The organism is Naasia sp. SYSU D00948 (assembly GCF_017916515.1).
In the GTDB taxonomy this organism is placed as follows: Bacteria; Actinomycetota; Actinomycetes; order Actinomycetales; family Microbacteriaceae; genus Naasia.
In genome coordinates this window covers 447,064-463,721 of sequence record NZ_JAFMTA010000001.1, presented here as the reverse complement: position 1 = coordinate 463,721, position 16,658 = coordinate 447,064, and the positions used below count along the sequence as shown (strand labels likewise).

The 16,658-nt window shown below is 72.1% G+C and carries 16 protein-coding genes; 8 read left to right on the top strand and 8 right to left on the bottom strand.

The annotated features are described in order from the left end of the window. Positions 1-17: 17 nt before the first annotated feature. The 7 genes from J3P30_RS02180 to J3P30_RS02150 all read right to left on the bottom strand — a co-directional run bounded on the left by J3P30_RS02180 (position 18) and on the right by J3P30_RS02150 (position 8,925). The gene (locus J3P30_RS02180; RefSeq protein WP_210479314.1) at positions 18-896 is read right to left on the bottom strand and encodes an alpha/beta hydrolase; all 879 of its coding nucleotides are present in this window, start codon (positions 894-896) and stop codon (positions 18-20) included. Then, positions 893-2,005, bottom strand: coding sequence for an acyltransferase family protein (locus tag J3P30_RS02175; RefSeq protein WP_210479313.1), 1,113 nt, complete (start codon positions 2,003-2,005; stop codon positions 893-895). Before J3P30_RS02175 ends, J3P30_RS02180 begins: the two co-directional genes overlap by 4 nt. A 42-nt stretch (positions 2,006-2,047) precedes the next feature. Next, entirely contained in the window at positions 2,048-3,331 is a 1,284-nt protein-coding gene (locus J3P30_RS02170; protein ID WP_210479312.1) for a polysaccharide pyruvyl transferase family protein, read from the bottom strand. Next, positions 3,328-4,827: a lipopolysaccharide biosynthesis protein gene (locus J3P30_RS02165; protein ID WP_210479311.1), complete on the bottom strand. Its 1,500-nt coding sequence runs from the start codon at positions 4,825-4,827 to the stop codon at positions 3,328-3,330. Before J3P30_RS02165 ends, J3P30_RS02170 begins: the two co-directional genes overlap by 4 nt. Then, positions 4,824-5,843, bottom strand: a complete 1,020-nt coding sequence (locus J3P30_RS02160) for a glycosyltransferase (RefSeq protein ID WP_210479310.1) — start codon at positions 5,841-5,843, stop codon at positions 4,824-4,826. The genes J3P30_RS02165 and J3P30_RS02160 overlap by 4 nt, the downstream gene beginning before the upstream one ends. Beyond that, a complete protein-coding gene (locus J3P30_RS15010; protein ID WP_210479309.1) occupies positions 5,840-7,294 on the bottom strand; it encodes an O-antigen ligase in 1,455 nt (484 codons plus the stop codon). The genes J3P30_RS02160 and J3P30_RS15010 overlap by 4 nt, the downstream gene beginning before the upstream one ends. A 242-nt stretch (positions 7,295-7,536) precedes the next feature. Continuing rightward, the gene (locus J3P30_RS02150) at positions 7,537-8,925 is read right to left on the bottom strand and encodes a Coenzyme F420 hydrogenase/dehydrogenase, beta subunit C-terminal domain (protein WP_210479308.1); all 1,389 of its coding nucleotides are present in this window, start codon (positions 8,923-8,925) and stop codon (positions 7,537-7,539) included. Between the two features lie 252 nt (positions 8,926-9,177). On the opposite strand from J3P30_RS02150, the gene J3P30_RS02145 reads away from it, so the two are divergent. The 4 genes from J3P30_RS02145 (at position 9,178) to J3P30_RS02130 (ending at position 13,637) form a co-directional block, all read left to right on the top strand. Continuing rightward, positions 9,178-10,491, top strand: coding sequence for a UDP-glucose/GDP-mannose dehydrogenase family protein (locus tag J3P30_RS02145; protein ID WP_210479307.1), 1,314 nt, complete (start codon positions 9,178-9,180; stop codon positions 10,489-10,491). A 47-nt stretch (positions 10,492-10,538) separates the two neighbouring features. Further along, positions 10,539-11,003, top strand: a complete 465-nt coding sequence (locus J3P30_RS02140; RefSeq protein ID WP_210479306.1) for a GNAT family N-acetyltransferase — start codon at positions 10,539-10,541, stop codon at positions 11,001-11,003. Positions 11,004-11,067: 64 nt separating this feature from the next. Next, a complete protein-coding gene (locus tag J3P30_RS02135) occupies positions 11,068-12,813 on the top strand; it encodes an alpha/beta hydrolase domain-containing protein (protein WP_210479305.1) in 1,746 nt (581 codons plus the stop codon). A 146-nt stretch (positions 12,814-12,959) separates the two neighbouring features. Further along, complete coding sequence (locus J3P30_RS02130; RefSeq protein ID WP_210479304.1) at positions 12,960-13,637, top strand: DUF998 domain-containing protein; 678 nt, start codon at positions 12,960-12,962, stop codon at positions 13,635-13,637. Here J3P30_RS02130 and J3P30_RS02125 read toward each other — a convergent pair. Beyond that, on the bottom strand, positions 13,598-13,837 hold the full coding sequence (locus tag J3P30_RS02125) for a hypothetical protein (RefSeq protein ID WP_210479303.1): 240 nt from the start codon (positions 13,835-13,837) through the stop codon (positions 13,598-13,600). The genes J3P30_RS02130 and J3P30_RS02125 overlap by 40 nt on opposite strands. Positions 13,838-14,063: 226 nt before the next feature. Between J3P30_RS02125 and J3P30_RS02120 the strand changes: the two genes are divergently transcribed. From J3P30_RS02120 to J3P30_RS02105, 4 genes are all read left to right on the top strand, one after another. Further along, positions 14,064-14,591 (top strand): NAD(P)-binding domain-containing protein, encoded by a 528-nt coding sequence (locus J3P30_RS02120; RefSeq protein ID WP_210479302.1) that lies wholly within the window; start codon positions 14,064-14,066, stop codon positions 14,589-14,591. After that, a complete protein-coding gene (locus tag J3P30_RS02115) occupies positions 14,588-14,971 on the top strand; it encodes an NAD-binding protein (RefSeq protein WP_210479301.1) in 384 nt (127 codons plus the stop codon). Before J3P30_RS02120 ends, J3P30_RS02115 begins: the two co-directional genes overlap by 4 nt. A gap of 221 nt (positions 14,972-15,192) precedes the next feature. Continuing rightward, positions 15,193-16,023: a CoA ester lyase gene (locus J3P30_RS02110; RefSeq protein WP_210479300.1), complete on the top strand. Its 831-nt coding sequence runs from the start codon at positions 15,193-15,195 to the stop codon at positions 16,021-16,023. 155 nt (positions 16,024-16,178) lie between these two features. Continuing rightward, on the top strand, positions 16,179-16,649 hold the full coding sequence (locus J3P30_RS02105; RefSeq protein WP_210479299.1) for an iron chaperone: 471 nt from the start codon (positions 16,179-16,181) through the stop codon (positions 16,647-16,649). The last annotated feature ends 9 nt before the right edge of the window (positions 16,650-16,658 follow it).

Below are 16,658 nucleotides of genomic sequence, written 5' to 3'. Positions count from 1 at the left end.
CGGTTCCTAACGGTGGGTCAGAGGTTGGCGAGGAAGAAGTCCTGGACGATCCGGAGATTGTCGCTCGAGAGCAGGGCGAGCCCGTGGTTGGTGCCCTCCTCCACGAGAACCTCGGAGGCTACTCCGGCGGCGCGGAGGGCGTCCCTCATCGCGACGCTCTGCGCGCTCGGCACGAGCTCGTCCGAGCCCGCCAGGAGGAGCATCGGCGCGCTGGTCGCCGTCACATGCAGGAGCGGCGAGGCGTCCTGCGCAGTCGGGCAGGCCCGGATGTCCTCGCAGCCCAGGTAGCCGAGGACGATCTCCTGGGCCTGCTTGGCGGGCACCCCCAGCCTCAGGCCCGACTCGGTGAGGTCCGCGGCGCCGGAGAGCGCGACCACCGCGGCCACAGGCGCGCCTCCCATGCCGACCCCGACGGACATGGCGATGATCGCGCCCGCCGAGCTGCCGAGCACGCCGATCCGCGCGGGATCGAAGCCGTACTCCTCCGCGTTCTCCGGTGCGCCCACCCACGCCACCGCCGCGGCGACGTCCTCCACCTGCGCGGGGAAGTGGTAGTCGGGCAGCAGCCGGTACTGGACCGAGACGGCCGCCGCGCCGTTCTCCGCGAACCTCTCGCAGAGCGAGCGCATCGCCGACTTGTCGCCGGCCTCGAAGCCGCCGCCGTGCAGCAGGAGGATCGTGGGCAGCGCACCCGCCGGCTCCGCAGGCCGGCAGACGTCAAGGGTCAGGGGCGTTCCGCCCTCCGACCGGTACTCGATGTCGGCCGTCACGGCGACGTCGGGGTTGCTGGTCTCGGCCGGAGGCGTGAGCGACGGCTCCGGCACGGGACGGCAGCCGGCCAGGGCGAGGCAGGCCGCCACGAGCAGGGCGGCCGCGGGAGCGAGGCGCCGGATCACGATCGGACGCTCCGGGCCGGCTCCGACGCAGGGACGGCGGAACCGTCGGTGCGCGACGACGGTGGAGTGCGGCGCCGAAGCCGGGGCGGCACGTAGAGCCACGACACCCTGCTGAGGAGGCGCCCGAGCAGCGCGGAGATCGCGATCACGAGGACGACCATGGCGCCGAGCACGAGGAAGCCCCGGCCGGGCAGCAGGCTGAGCTGCGGGAGCGCCTGGACCACGGCCGCCAGACCGGCGATGACGAAGACGTGGATCAGGTACAGGTGCAGGCTCCGGGTGCCGAGGTAGCTGACCCACGAGAGCGGCCGGAGCCGCACGAGGAGGTGCGATGCGGTGGCCCCGAAGACCACGGCGGCCACCTGGCCGACGAGCACGACGCCGGGGACGCGGCTGCCGGCCGGGACGAAGGCCGCGACGGCGGCGGACGCGCCGTACACCGCGAGGGAGGCGGGGACCACCCACCAGGGCGCCTTCGGGACCGCCGCGAACAGCTTCCGCGCGGCGAGCGCACCGACGAGGAAGAAGACGAGGTACTCGCCCATGCGGTCCCAGCCGACGTTCCGGACGGTCACGAAGCCCGTCGAGAAGGCGATCGAGAGGACGGCCGCGCCCGTGATCGGGATCCAGGGCGGGAGCTTCCGGACGAGCCAGAGGACGAGGGTGAAGACGGCGAGGGCGAGGATGAACCAGTAGCTGCTGATGGGCCACACGAGGATGGTGAGGAGCGCCAGCGGGTCCGAGGCGTAGCTCCCCGCACCGTCGGAGCGCACGTTCGGCACGACGAGGTAGAAGGCGAACCGGATCACCGACCACAGCACGTAGAGATAGAGGTAGCCGAGCAGCCGCCGGCGCCACGTCTCGCCGAGCGTCCAGGTCACGACGCGCTGGTGGTACATCCCGGCGATCGCGAGGAAGACCGGCATGGGGAACATCTCGAGCGCCGTCTTCGCGCGCCCCATCCCGCCGCCCTCGAACTCGATGGAGCGCAGGAAGAGCATCGAGTGGTACAGCACGACCAGGATGATGGCGACGCCCTTGGCGAAGTTCACCCAGTCCTTGCCGCCGACGTCGTCGGCGACGAGTCCTCGGAGTCTGCGTGTGAGCATGACGGGTCCTCGCTCGGTCTCGGGCAGCGGCGTTTCCACGCGCTACGGGGCCACTGTCTCGACGGGCTGGGGCGGGTCCGCGGCGACGACCGGGCCGGGCGGATTCCGGCGGAAGTTGCGGCGGGCGAGCGACCGCAGGTGCGGCAGTCGTGCCCGGACGGCGGAGCGGATCCGATCGGACTCGCCGAGCTCGCGCGCGAGCTCGATCGTGCGCCCGGCCAGGCCGGGCTCGGGGTCGACGCAGAGCTCGGGGACGCCGAGCAGCTCCATCAGGCCGCTCACCTTCCCCTGCGTCGAGAAGGTGATCGCGGGCACCCCGCTCCAGAACGCCATGATCGCGAGGTGCATCCGGCCGGTCACGACGAACGCCGCGTCCGCGGTCAGAGCCCGGACCTCTGCGGGGGACAGCGCTCGCTCGATCAGGTGCACTCCGGGCGCCGCGGCGCGCTCCGCCACCGCCCGGCAGGCGTCGAGGTCGTTGCTCGTGCCGCGGAGCACGTGCGGGAGGAGCACCACCTCGTAGTCCTCGCTCGAGAGGAAGGACAGGATGCGCTCGTACTCGGGCACCTGGTCGACGCTCCTGCCGACGAGCGCACTCGCGTTGACGACGACATAGGGGCGGCCCAGTCCGGACAGCTCCCCGCTTTCCTCGAGGAGCGCCGGATCCGTCGAGGACGCCGCGAACACCATGTCGCTCGTCTCGACCACCCCGGGGATGCCGTCGCCGCGGGCTCGCGCGGCCGAGTGCGGGTCGCGGAGCAGAGGCACGACGCCCGCCGCCGCCGCCGAGCGGAGGGCGCGACGGGCACCAGGTGCGGGCGAGGCGTTCCAGCTGAAGCCGAGGATGCGGGCGGGGACCCCGGACAGGGCGGCGAGCTCCGCGAGCAGCGCCCGCCGGACCGCCGCCCGGATGGTGTACTTCCCGTCCATCATGTCGGCGCCGATCACGGACACCGCGGACGCCTCCTGGAGCAGCTCGCGGTATCGGGCGAGATCGCGCCGCCGAGCGGAACCGCGGCCGTAGACCGCGCCGGGCAGCACGACGACCCGCACCCGGCCTGAGGCCCACGGCGGGACGACCAGGTCGTCCTCGCTCGTGACCACCACCGCGACTCGGCCCTCGGTGTTCTCCAGGAACGCCTCGAACATCGCCTGGTCGCCGATGTTGCCGCCGCCCGGAGGGGCGACGAGGACGTGGGTCCGTCCGCGGCCGGCGGACGGGGCCGACGCGAACGCGCGGCGGAGGCCAGCCGAGGACAGCCGGGTGGACGCCCACGCGTCGCCGGCGAAGCGCTCCGCGCGCCGGCGCAGCCTGGTGAGGTTCATGCGGTCTCCTTCGAGGCGGGGACGGCGGAACGGCGCCGCAGGTGCCTGCGGACGGACAGGATCGACACGACGTCGCGTCGGAACGGCGGAACGACGGCCGCGGCCAGCGTGAGCACGCCGAGCAGCGCGAGCCCGCCGACGAGGATCCGGAGAAGAGGCGCGCCGGCGGGGAGGGCGAGCGTCGAGGCGAAGGAGCCGGCCGTCGCCGCTCCGTGGATGAGGAGCGTGCGCAGCCCGCCGGCGAACATCATCCGGACGGGCGCATCCGAGACCCGCCGGAGCCAGAGGAGCTGGACGGGCCACAGGAGGACGTTGGCGAGCGAGTACGCGACGGCAACGCCGAGGACCCCCCACGCGGCGCCCGCGAGGATGATGCCGACCATGAGCGGCCGGGTGATCAGCGCGAGGCGCAGATGCGCCCCGGTCAGGCCCTTGGCGAGGAAGACCCAGTTGGCGGCGTACCCCGCGGTGGAGAAGAAGCCGGCGATGCTGAGGATCTGGAAGATCGGGACGGCGCCCGACCACTGCGGCCCCAGCGCGAGGTCGACGATCGCGGGCGCCTGCGCGGCGCACAGGGCCAGGACCGGACCGACGACGTTGAGGAGGATGGTCTGGCCCACGCGCAGGAAGTCCTCGAACCGCTCCCGGTCGTCCTGGAGCCGCGAGAGGACGGGAAGCGCGACCCGCGTCGAGGGTGCGTTGATCTGGTTGAGCGGGAGCAGCATCAGCTGGAAGGCGCGGTTGTAAAGGCCGAGCGCCGTGGCTCCGAGGGTGGCGCCGATCACGACCGAGTCCACGTTCCGGCTGACGTAGCCGAGCAGCTGCACTCCGGCGAGGTTCGAGCCGAAGGCGAGGAACGGCTTCATCGGGACTCCGCGGATCGGGCGCCCGGGCAGCCAGCGGGTCGCGGCGGCGGCGACCGTGAGCTGGACGGCCGCCGCGACGAGCTGCTGGACGACGAGGGCCCAGTACCCCCAGCCGAGCGAGGCCGTGAGGATCGCGAGCGTCAAGCCGGCGACCTGTCCGCTCGCGTCCGACACCGTCAGGGCGGTGAAGCGGAGATTCCGGTTGAGGTCGGCGCGGAACTGGGTGGCGGAGCCGCTCAGGAGGAACGTGAACGCCAGCGCAGCCGCGACCGGCTGGAGTCGCGCGTCGTCGTAGAGCGCGGCGATCGGCCAGGAGAGGCCGAGGACGACGAGCGTGAGCCCGAGACCCACCGCGACGTTGATCCAGAACAGGTTCGTCTTCTGGCCGGGCAGCAGGACGGGTGCCTGGATGGCGGCCGAGGAGAGGCCGAAGTCGCGGACCACCTCCGCCACGCCGAGGATCGCGAGCACCATGGCGAGGACGCCGTAGTCGGCGGGATCGAGGAGCCGGGCGAGGATCACGATCCCGGCCAGCTGGATCGCGATGCGCAAGCCCTGCCCGGCGAAGGTCACGGCGGCGCCGCGCGTGGCCGACGACGCGAGCCCGCGCTCCGCGACCCGCGCGGTCACCGCTCGGCCCCTTCGATCGCTCGCCGGTACGCCGCCGAGTGGGCCTCGCCGATGCTCGCCCAATCGCGGCCCTCGAGCGCAGGGCGCGGGGATCGTCCGGGCCTGTGCACGAGGTCGAGTGCGCGGATCACCTGCTCCGGCCCGAGCTCGCCCTCGTAGGGGATCACCCAGTCGGAGCCGACCTCGTCCCGGAGCGCCCGGGTGCTGGGGCCGTCGGGGACGAGCACCGGACGGTCCAGGGACAGCGCCACGAGGGCGACGCCGGAGTTGTGCAGCTCGCGGTACGGCAGCACCACGAGGTCCGCCGCGCTCACCTCGGCGACGAGCTCGGCGTCCGCCACGAACGCGAGGCGGGCGCTCACGTTGGCGAGCTCGTCGGCGCGCTGCCGGACCTCGTCCCGCAGCTCCGGTGTGGGGCTGCCGACGATGCGGACCTCGATCCCGGCGGCGCCCAGCTCGGGCGCGATCTCGAGCAGCCGGTCGACGCCCTTGTAGGGCCGGATGATGCCGAAGTAGAGGACGCGGTCGGTGCGCCGGCTCTCCCGCGGATGTGCGGCGAACCGGTCCCGGTAGTGCCCGTGCAGGATGCTCTCGACCGGAGCCCCGCCGGGAAGCTCCGTGGTCGGGTTCAGCCGGATGAAGAGCGAGGTGCGCGACTGGATCGCCGCGAGCAGCCGCTGCTCCGCCCTGCTTCCGCGCTCGTGCGGGTCGAGGTTGTGCACGGTCCTCACGATCGGGATCCGCAGCAGCCTCGTCCGCAGCAGCAGGAGCCGCATGCAGAGCCGCTTCGCGAGCCGGATCCTGGCGGAGCGACCGCGCAGGAGGAGCTCGGGCCAGTGCAGGTGGAGCACGTCATACCGTCCGGAGAGGGCCTCCCGCCACGAGAAGTAGCGCACGGTGACGTCGTCCGCCGCCCCCTCGGTGATCTGGTTGACGTACTTGGTGGTGCCGTCCGGTGGAGCGAGGGAGTGCAGCACACGGATGCGGGTGCGGGAGTCGACGACCGGGGCGATCATGCCGGTGCCACCTCCCGCAGGACGGCACGGGGCCGAGTCGCCGCGCGGGGGGACCGGACGGGAGGCGGAGCAGGTGACAGGCGCTCCCGCATCGCCGGCCCGTTCAGGGCCAGGAGAAGGAGCAGGCCGAGAAGGGCGTGCATGCTGCGGACGGCGTCGAGGGAGTTGAAGCCGGTGATGGCGACGACGTACGCGACGATCGCGGCGGCGGGGCCGAGGTCGCCGCGACGGAGGCTGTCGAGCATCGCCGCCCCGAAGAGCGCGAGGAAGAGGAGGAGCCCGGGAACGCCGATGCTGATCAGCAGCTGCAGCAGCGAGTTCTCGATCACCACGTCGCTGAAGAGCCGGCCGGTGATCCCGGACGTGCCGGGTCCGCTGCCGATCCAGGAGCTCGCGTCGGCCGCGCGGAGCGCGACGTCGACCGCCTGCTCCCGCACCCCTGCCGACAGGTCGGACTCCGTCGACGACTGGCGCTCCTCGAGGGGCGCGAAGCTGCTGAGGGCGAGGAGGGCGACGGCGCCGATGAGACCCAGCCCGAGGACCCGCGGCAGACCGTGCCCGCCGCGCACGACGACCGCGGCGAGCACGGCGAACACCCCGGCTACGCCGACGGCGAGGATCGACCCCCGGGAGACGGTCATGACGACGCCGAGGGCGCTCAGGAGACCGAGGACGAGGCTCGACCGGCGGCCGTTCGTGAGCCAGTCGCCGATGCCGAGGGCCGCCGGGATGGCGAGGAAGGCCCCCAGGAACAGCGGATGCCCGAAGGACGCCTCGGACCGGTACACCGCCCAGGGGCTGCTCACCGAGGCTCCGAGGAGCGCATAGATCGTGTCGAAGAGCGGGTTCGCCCGCACCACCTGCTCCACCGCGGCGTAGGCGCCGTAGAGACCGCCCAGCCACAGGAAGGCCCGTTTGAGCGTCTGCGCCTCCGCGCGGGCGTCGAACACGAGCAGAGGAAGGAACGCGCCCATCAGGAAGCTCGACAGCCACGCCGCACTCGTGGTGAGGGCCGTCGAGTAGGCGAGGGTCAGGCCCATCCAGACGATCAGCAGGCCGGCGAGCACGTAGACGGTGAAGCGGCTCCCGAAGCGGGCGACGGCAGGATGCTGATCCTCGCTGTCGCGTCTCGGCGAGGTCCAGCGCCGCAGGATCCAGATGCCGAGGAGGATCGAGGTCGGCCGGACGACGTTCGCGATGCCCTCGGAGGGCACGAGCTGGAGCGGCAGCACGGCGAACGCGATCAGCGCGAGGGCCGGGAGCCAATGGACGGGAACGAGGAGAGCGACCGCGACGGCGGCGGCGCCGGCGCCGAGCATCGGCAGAGCGCTGATCCCGGAGGGTGCCAGCACGTACACGCAGGCAGCAGACAGAGCGAGCGCAGCCGCCGCGAGGCCGATCCCGAGCACGACGGTCCTGCCGATCCCGTACCGGCCCACCCAGCGCCTCACCGCGCGCCGCCGACGGGAGAGGCGGCGGGATCCCCGGTGGCGGGAACGCTCGGCGTCCGATCGCTGCGGGGCATGGGTCCTCGATCGTTCAGGTGCGGTGCTGACCGACGCTGGACAGAAGCCGCTCGGCTGTCGGCCCGGCGGCTGGACGTTGGGAGACTACCCGCCCCCGAAGAGGGGTCACAAGGCGCGTAACGGTCTATTAACACAGTCGCAAACCCGCGGACCGACCCCTTCGGTGATCAAACTCCCAGCCCCCTCCCGACGGAGGTGTGCCGCACGAAGGTCGCGAGCCGCGTCCGGAGGGACTTGCCCTCGAGGCGCTGGTAGGTCATGACCTCCCGGCGCATGATGCGGAGGAACCGGCCGAGCCGACCGCTGCGCTTGGCCTCCTCGAGGGCCCGCTCGCTGATCGGAGACATGGCGCGGCGCTGGCGGATCAGCGGGAGCCGCTGCGTAGGAACGCCCTCGTATCCCGGCTCGACCCGCTTCCGCGGAACCGGGAGACCGGCCCGGAGATCATCCGCCAGGCGCACCCGCAGGCCGTCACGGCGGTGACGGAAGTTCGCGGCCTGGCTGGCGGCCGCATCGTCCACGCTCAGGGCCTCTCCGACGATCGCTCCGCTCTCGAGTCCGTCCTCGATTATCGCGTCGATCAGCGGCGACCGCGTGATGACCAGGTTGGTCCCGCGGTAGTCGGCGACGTACCTCGGCAGCCAGGCGTCCCCGAAGACGGCGTCGGCGGTCTCGGCGAAGATGTCATCGCAGTAGTTGCACGCGTTCAGCTGGAACATCCCGTGTCCCCAGCTGCCGCCGAGCAGGTCGGCGGTCGCGGCCGTGACCATCTCGGAGGCGCCCTGCGCACGGGCGCCGAAGTCGTACCGCGAGGCGCTGCGCGTGGGGTTCTTGACGCGGAAGTCGACCTCGTCGAGCTCACCGGGTGGAACGCCGAGCTGCCAGGCGAGGGCTTCTGCGAAGCCCGGCGTCTTGAGGTGCCCGCACACGAGACCCAGGTAGAACGCGAGGCGCCGATTCAGCTCGGGGTCCTGCGCCGCGACCGCCCGCGCCGCGCGGACGAAGCACGGTACGCCCACGAAGGCGAAGCGTCCTTCGCGTCCGCGGATGCTCGCGAGAGCCTCTGCGAAACTCGTCGCGTAGTAGCGGGACTTCCGCTTGGCGACCACCTCGGCCGGCGTCGAGGACACCTGGTACTCGAAGAGCGCCCCGCCCTCCTCGCTGCTGCGCCCGACGTGGATGACGCCGTCCACCTCGCCGCGCTCCAGGAGCCGGGCCGTCACCCACCCGGTCAATCCGCCAGAACTGCTGCCCAGCAGGAACTCCTCGTCGGTCACCCGGGCGGCGTATCCCGCGCGGAACCTCCCGACCCGCCCGTCGTGGGGGAGCTGCCCGAAGCGCGCGTCAGCGAGGACGTCCTCGTTCGGCGAGTCGTCCGAGAACGGGCAGACCCGGCTGCCGACCGCTCGCGCCGCAGCCGGCACGCCGTCGAGGCGGGCCTGAGGAGCGCCGTACCGGCCGATCGTCACGGGGATCCTGCCTCCCGTGGCGACCGAGCACGCGCCGCAGCCCACGCAGGTCCCGCCGGCGACGACTTCCTCGATGGTGAAGGGCATGACATCGCCTCTCAGGGGATGGACGAGCCCGGAAGGCTCGAGCGATCGGGGCATCGCGCCAGGCGACGCTGCAAGCCCGCGGGCGGGTGCCGCGGTGGACGGTGTCCTCGACAGTAGCGGCGCCTCCCCGTGCAGGGACAAGGGGAAGGCCACAATGGTTTTCCTCCCGTTAACACCGCGGGGGCATCCGCCTGCTAGGAATGGGAACTCCGCACAGCGTGGTGACGCCCTCCGACCCGAAGGAGCTCACACATGCGCATGTCCGTCATCGGCTGCGGCTACCTCGGCGCGGTCCACGCCGCGTCCATGGCCGAGCTCGGCCACGAGGTGGTCGGGATCGATGTGGATCCGGGCAAGATCCGGGCGCTCCAGGCCGCGCAGGCGCCGTTCTTCGAGCCCGGGCTCACCGACATCCTCGAGTCCGCCATGGCGTCCGGCCGGCTGTCGTTCTCGACGGACATCGCCGCCGCCGGCGGCTCGCAGGTCCACTTCATCGCCGTCGGGACCCCGCAGAAGAAGGGGGAGAGCGCGTACGACCTCTCGTATGTGGACGCCGCCCTCGATGCCCTGACGCCGCACCTGGCGGACGGCAATCTCGTCGTGGGCAAGTCCACGGTTCCCGTCGGCACGGCCGCCCGCCTGGCGGAGAAGATGGAGCGCTCCGGATCCGGGGCCTCACTCGCCTGGAACCCCGAGTTCCTGCGCGAGGGGTTCGCGGTCAAGGACACGATCAGCCCGGACCGGCTGGTGTACGGGGTGCCGGCGGGGGAGAAGGGGGTGCAGGCCAGGCAGCTGCTCGACGAGGTGTACGCGGTCGCCCTGTCCAACGACACCCCGGTGGTGGTGACGGACTACGCGACGGCCGAGCTCGTGAAGGTGGCCGCGAACGCGTTCCTCGCCACCAAGATCTCCTTCATCAACGCGATGGCCGAGATCGCGGAGGTCTCCGGCGGGGATGTCACGGCGCTCGCGGACGCGATTGGCTACGACGCCCGGATCGGTCGGCGCTTCCTGAACGCGGGGATCGGATTCGGCGGCGGCTGCCTGCCCAAGGACATCCGGGGGTTCGCGGCGCGGGCGGAGGAGCTCGGCCGGGGCGAATCCGTGCGGTTCCTGCTCGAGGTGGATGCGGTCAACATGCGCCGCCGCGAGCGGATGGTGCAGATGGTGATCCAGGCGCTCGGCGGGCAGGTGTACCGGAAGAAGGTGGCCGTGCTGGGGCTCGCCTTCAAGCCGGACTCGGACGATGTGCGGGACTCGCCGGCGCTCGATGTGGCCGTGCGGCTGAACGGTCTGGGTGCGCACGTGATCGCCACCGATCCGGAGGCGATCCCGAACTCGATCCGGCTGCATCCGCAGCTGGGCTTCGCCACGGACACCCATGACGCGCTGCACAACGCCGACGCGGTGGTGCTGGTCACCGAATGGAAGGAGTACCGCGAGCTGGACCCGATCGCCACCGGGCAGCTGGTGCGGGAGAAGATCCTCCTCGACGGCCGGAACGTCCTCGACCCCGCCGCCTGGCGCGCCGCCGGCTGGACCTACCACGGCATGGGACGGCCCTAGAGGCTGACCTCCACCCCGGTGCTTCCGGCCGCTCTTATAGTGAGGCGGTGCCTCTCGAGTACCACCACCGCGTCCTCGCCGACTGCGATCCCGAGACCCTCTACCGGATCCTGTGGCTGCGGGTCCGGGTGTTCGTCGTCGAGCAGAACGCCGCGTACGAGGACCTCGACGGGCGCGATCTCGAGCCGGGCGCCGAGCTCCTCTGGGCGGAGGAGGACGGCCAGGTGCTCTCGACGGTGCGGATCCTGCGGGAGCCGGGTGCCCTGCGGATCGGCCGGGTGGCCACCGCGGTCGCCGCCCGCAGCCGGGGCGTCGCCTCCGAGCTGATGCGGCGTGCGCTGGAGAGGTGCACCGAGCTGGATGCGGGCGCCCCGATCCTGCTGGACGCTCAGGCCCATCTCGTGCCCTGGTACTCCCGCTTCGGGTTCGAGGTCTCCGGCGAGCGGTACCTCGAGGACGGCATCCCGCACCTGCCGATGCGGAGGTCGCTCGAGTCGCTCGGGATCGACTGAGCCGAACGACTCGCCCTGCTGCCGGGCCGTCGCACGCAGCGGATACCGTGGCGGGGGAGGAACGATGCTCGAGCGCATGGAGTTCGGCGAGACCGGACCCGGCCCCTACCCGGGCTACGAGTGGAAGCGGGCGGTCGCCCACGGCGCCCTCGATCCGGATGCTGCTGCCAACGCCGGGATCGCCGACCTCGACCTCGCTCCCCGAGGAGCGCACGGCGCGGTCCGGTACGACGCGGACGTGCGGATCCTCCGCCCGCGCGACGGCGGCAACCGCCGGCTGCTGGTCGTCGTGCCCAACCGCGGGACGACCGGTGCCGTCCCGTTCAGCGTGGGCACCGATCCGCTCGCCGCCGGGGAGCCTCCGGACCAAGGCGACGGGCTGCTGCTGAGCAGGGGGTGGACGATCGCGTGGGTCGGCTGGCAGTGGGACGTCCTCCCCGGCGACGACCGGCTCGGCCTCCGTGCCCCCGTCGCCGAGGTGGAGCCGGGGTGGCTGCGCCTCGAGTTCCGCCCCGACGCGCCGATGGCGAGCCACTCCCTCAGCGACTCGACCGAGTTCGCGAGCTTCGCCGACATCCCGACGTGGGACGAGCAGGACCCGGACGCCGTGCTCACATGGCGGACCACGCCGCACGGTCCGGGCACCGTCGTGCCCCGAGAGCGGTGGCGCTTCACTGCCCCGGCCACGGTCGAGCTGGACGGCGGATTCCAGCCCTTCCACTGGTACACCCTGCGCTACCGCAGCACGTTCGCTCCCGTCGTCGGGACCGGACTGCTCGCTCTCCGTGACGTCGCGGCGTCGCTCCGGCAGGGGATGGACGCCGCCTTCGCCTTCGGGGTGTCCCAGTCCGGGCGCTTCCTCCGCCAGTTCCTGCTCGAGGCCCGCAACATCGACGAGCGCGGCGACCGGGTGTTCGACGGCGTGTTCGTGCACATCGCGGGTGCCCGTCGCGGCGAGTTCAACTCCCGGTACGGCCAGCCCTCCCTCACCCATCCCATGACGCCCGCGTACGGCCCGCCCTACCCGACCTCGGAGCTGCTCGCGGAGCACCGCCGGATCCTCCCCGCGCCGAAGATCGTCCTCACCAACAGTTCCGCGGAGTACTGGCGCGGCGACGCCGGGCTCGTCCACCAGGACGCGAGGACGGGCGCCGACCTCCCGGAGGATGACGACGCGCGGACGTTCCTCCTGAGCGGCGTCGATCACGTCGGACCGCATCCGATCAAGGGACAGCTGCCCCTGGAGAACGAGCCCAACCCCCTCGACCCGATGCCCCTGCTTCGCGCGCTCTTCCTGCGCCTCGAGCAGTGGGTCTGCGACGGGATCGAGCCGCCCTCCAGCCGGGTGCCGCGGAGGGACGACGGCACCGCCGTCACGCGGGACGAGGTCCTCCGCCGCTTCCGCTCGGCCGCACTGCCCGACTCGGCAGCCCTGCCCCAGCAGGCGCGTGTGGACGATCCGACCGCGCCGGCGTGGGAGCTCAGCGCGGCCGAGCCGGTCACCGCGCTCGTGAGCCAGGTGGACGAGGACGGGAACGAGATAGCGGGCGTCCGGCTGCCCGCAGTCGAGGCGGCGACAGCCGCCTACACCGGATGGAACCCGAGGAGGAACGTGCCGGGGCTTCCCGACGTGCTCTACGAGTTCGTCGGGAGCCGTCTCCCGCTTCAGTCCGGGCGTCCGGCCCCGGATCCGACGGCGGCCCGGCTCCTCGCGCGCGCCGCGGCCGAGCGCCTGGTCGCTCAGGGCCTCCTGCTGCCGGAGGACGTCGATCGGACGGTGCAGGAGGCCGTCGCCCCTCCTCCGGTCTGAGCAGACGGCGCCGTCCTTCGACGTCGTTGAGCGATACGCCCCGCGCGTCGCGACCCGATCGGCGCGGCGCGCCGCCGCCGGTCCCGGTCCTGGGCAGGCGTTCGGCTGGATATTAGGAGCAGGCGACGAGGCGAGGGCGGGATCATATGGAACGGCCGAGGTCGATAGCGTTCGACACCCGAGCGGCGGTCACCCGATCGCTGCTCGGCTGGGGCGTGGTGGCGGGCCCGTTCTACCTGCTCGTCGGAGTCGTGCACGCCCTGCTCAAGCCGGGCTTCGACTTCTCGCGCCACCCGCTGAGCCTCCTGATGCTCACCGACACCGGCTGGATCCACCGCGCCAACCTCATCCTGACCGGGCTCATGGTCATCGCCGCGGCGGTGGGCCTCGGCCGGGCGGCGATGCCGGGAACGCGAGCCCGTGTGCTGACCGTGCTCGTCGCGGTGTTCGGAGTGGGGATGATCGGCAGCGGGATCTTCCCGCCGGACCCCCTGGCCGGCTTCCCGCCGGGCGCCGAGGCGACGGCGAGCGTCAGCGGGATCCTGCACCTGCTCCTCGGGGCGATCGGGTTCCTCTGCCTGGGCGCCGCCGCCATCGTTTTCTCGCGCTGGGCTCGAGCGCGAGGCGCCGGGATCGCCGCAACACTGTCCCTGATCGCCGGCATCGTCGTGATCCTCGGCTTCGTCGGCGGCGGTGCACTCGGAGCCCTTCCGATCGGGGTCGTCGCGCTCTGGGCGGCCGTGGTCGCGGGGTTCGCTTGGCTGCTCGGGGCGTGCCTGTTCGCCTACCGGACGGTTCCCCATCCGAACGGGACCGGCCGCTGAGCCCCGGCCGTGCCGGAGCCGAGGGTGATCGGTGACTCCGGGGAGCCTGCGGGTCCGGCCCGCCACCTCGGGACGAGCAGGAGGAGCAGGGCGGTGAACACCACCGTCTGCGAGCTGCGCGCGATGACCGAGAGCACTGCGCTCCGGTAGCGCTTCGTCGGGTGAGACAGGAGCAGCAGCCCGCGGAAGAGCACGAACACGCTCTTCACGAAGGGGACCAGCCCCGGGTCGACGAGGGATTCGCGGCGGCGAGCACCCAGTAGGCGGCGGGTGCGCCGAACGGGAAGCGCCGCCGGCGAACAGCGGTGCGGCCAGCACCGCGATGGCGGGGACGCCGAGCCACAGGACCGTTCACGGCCAGTCCGGGAAGCCGGGCCGGGGTGCCCGGTGTGAGGTGGAGGCCGGGAACGAGCAGGATGCTGAGGTATGGCGGACCAGCGCAAGAACCCGACGATCGGATTCGCCGGCATCGGGAACATGGGGGAGCCGATGGCGGCGAACCTCCTGCGAGCCGGTGCGGACCTCGTGGTCTGGAACAGGACGGCCGGGCGGACTGCCGGCCTGCAGGCGCTCGGGGCAAGGGTCGCCACCAGCGTCGAGGAGCTCTTCGCCGCGGCCGGCACGGTGATCCTCATGCTCGTCGACGAGGCCGCCACGGACGAGGTGCTGCGGCGGAGCACTCCGGCGTTTCCGGAGCTCGTCGCCGGTCGTCTCGTGATCTCCACCGCGTCGACGTCCCCCGAGTACTCCCGCGGTCTCGGCGCCGACATCGCGGCTGCCGGTGGCCGCTACGCCGAGGCTCCGGTCTCCGGCTCCCGGAGCCCGCAGAGGCCGGCCGGCTCGTGGCGCTCCTCGGCGGGGATCCGGCCGACATCGCCGAGGCGAGCGCTGCCCTGGCGCCGACGTGCCGTGCGACCATCTCCTGCGGCCCGACCGGAAGCGGGCTGCTCATGAAGCTCGCCGTGAACCTGTACCTCGACACCATGCTCGCCGGACTGGCGGAGGCGGTGCACTTCGCGGACGCGAACGGACTCGAGCTGGAATCGTTCCGGGCTGCGATCGAGGCCGGACCGATGGCGAGCGACGTGACGCGGGTGAAGACCCCCATGCTCATCGCCCGTGACTTCTCGGTGCAGGCGGCGACGAGCGACGCCTACGCGAACACCCGCCTCATCGCAGCGGCGGCGCGCGCCGCCGGCATCGCGACTCCGCTGCTCGACCTCGCCTCCGAGCTCTACCGGGAGAGCGTCGAGTTCGGCAACGGGCGCCGGGACATGACCTCGGTGCTGGAGGCGATCCAGGCCCGCGACCGGACCTCGGATTCCTCGGAATAGAGCTGCGATGCCGACCTCCGGAACAATCTGCACCGGAGGCTCAGTGAGCCTTGCCGCGGCTCCTCGGGCTGCACCGGCGACGGCGGAGGGGCTGGGCGAACCGCATGCGATAGATTGCCTAGCCGGTCCGAGGCGGGGCGTCGCAGACCTCCGCCGGCTCTCCGGCCGCGGCTTTCCACCCCTGCCTTCCGGTTCGGGGCCACCAGAAGGAGCATGAGGTCATGACAGGCGACATCGATCCGGGGATCGCGCGTTCGTGGCTGCTCGTCAACGCCGTCCGGACGGAGACGTTCGATGCGGCGTACTCCTCCCGCGCCGATCAGGTGATCCTCGACATCGAGGACGCCGTCGATCCCGGCCTCAAGGATGCCGCCCGTGAGGATGTGGCGCGGTGGCTCGAGGACCCCGAGAAGCGCGTCTGGGTGCGGATCAACGACCGGTCGACGCCGTTCTGGTCCGACGACGTCGACCGGCTGAAGGGGCTTCCGGGCCTCGCCGGTGTCGTCCTCGCCAAGACGGAGGCCGCCGAGCACGTCACCGAGACGTTCGACCGACTGGGCGGGGCGACACCGGTCCTCCCGCTCGTTGAATCCGCTCTGGGCATCGAGGAGGCCGTCCCGATCGCCCGTGCTCGTGGCGCATTCCGCCTGGCCTTCGGCTCCGGAGACTACCGGCGGGACACCGGGACCAGCGCGGACGACATGGCGATGGCCTACCCGCGATCCCGGCTCGTTGTCGCGAGTCGCATCGGGGGACTGCCGGGTCCCATCGACGGACCGACGGTGGGTACAGCCCACCGCGTGCTGAGGGAGCAGGCGGAGGTCACGGTCAGCCTCGGACTCACCGGGAAGCTGTGCCTCGACGTCGACCAGCTCCCGGTCATCAACGAGGTCATCAGTCCCACGCCCTCCGAGGTGGCGTGGGCACGGGACTTCCTCGAGGACTTCGAGCGCCGCGGCAGAGTCATCCGGGACGGCTCGGACCTGCCTCGCCTCGGCCGCGCGAAGAAGATCGACCGGCTCGCCCGGGCCTTCGGGGTCGAGCCCCGCTAGCGGTGCGACGGCTGTCCGTCAGCTCGACCTCCGCCGGCGGGCGGTCGCGCGCCGCCTGATGCTGGCGACGTGGACCCGGTCAGTTTCGGAGAAGCCGCCGCCGCGAGCGTCTCCCTAGCATGAGGGCATCTCGAGCGAGACCGGAGGAGACAGCGATGGCAGACACGACGAAGGCGGCGAAGAGCACCGCCCGCACCGACACGGCGTCCGACAGCTTCACCGAGGAGGAGCGCGAGGCCATGAAGGAGCGCGCGCGGGAGCTCAGATCGGCGGGGCGGCGCGGCCGCGCGAAGGCGGACGACGAGGGCGAGGTGCTCGCCAAGATCGCCGAGATGCCGGAGCCGGACCGGGTGATGGCCGAGCGCATCCACGCCATCGTTCGGACGGCCGCGCCCACTCTCTCGCCGAAGACCTGGTACGGCATGCCGGCCTACGCGAAGGACGGCAAGGTCGTCTGCTTCTTCCAGAGCGCTCACAAGTTCAAGTCGCGGTACGCCACGCTCGGCTTCAACGACGAGGCCCGCCTCGACGAGGGCACGATGTGGCCGACCTCCTTCGCACTGACGCGACTGACCGCCGAGGACGAGGAGAGGATCGCCGCACTCCTTCGGAAGGCCGTGGGCTGACAGGGCGGA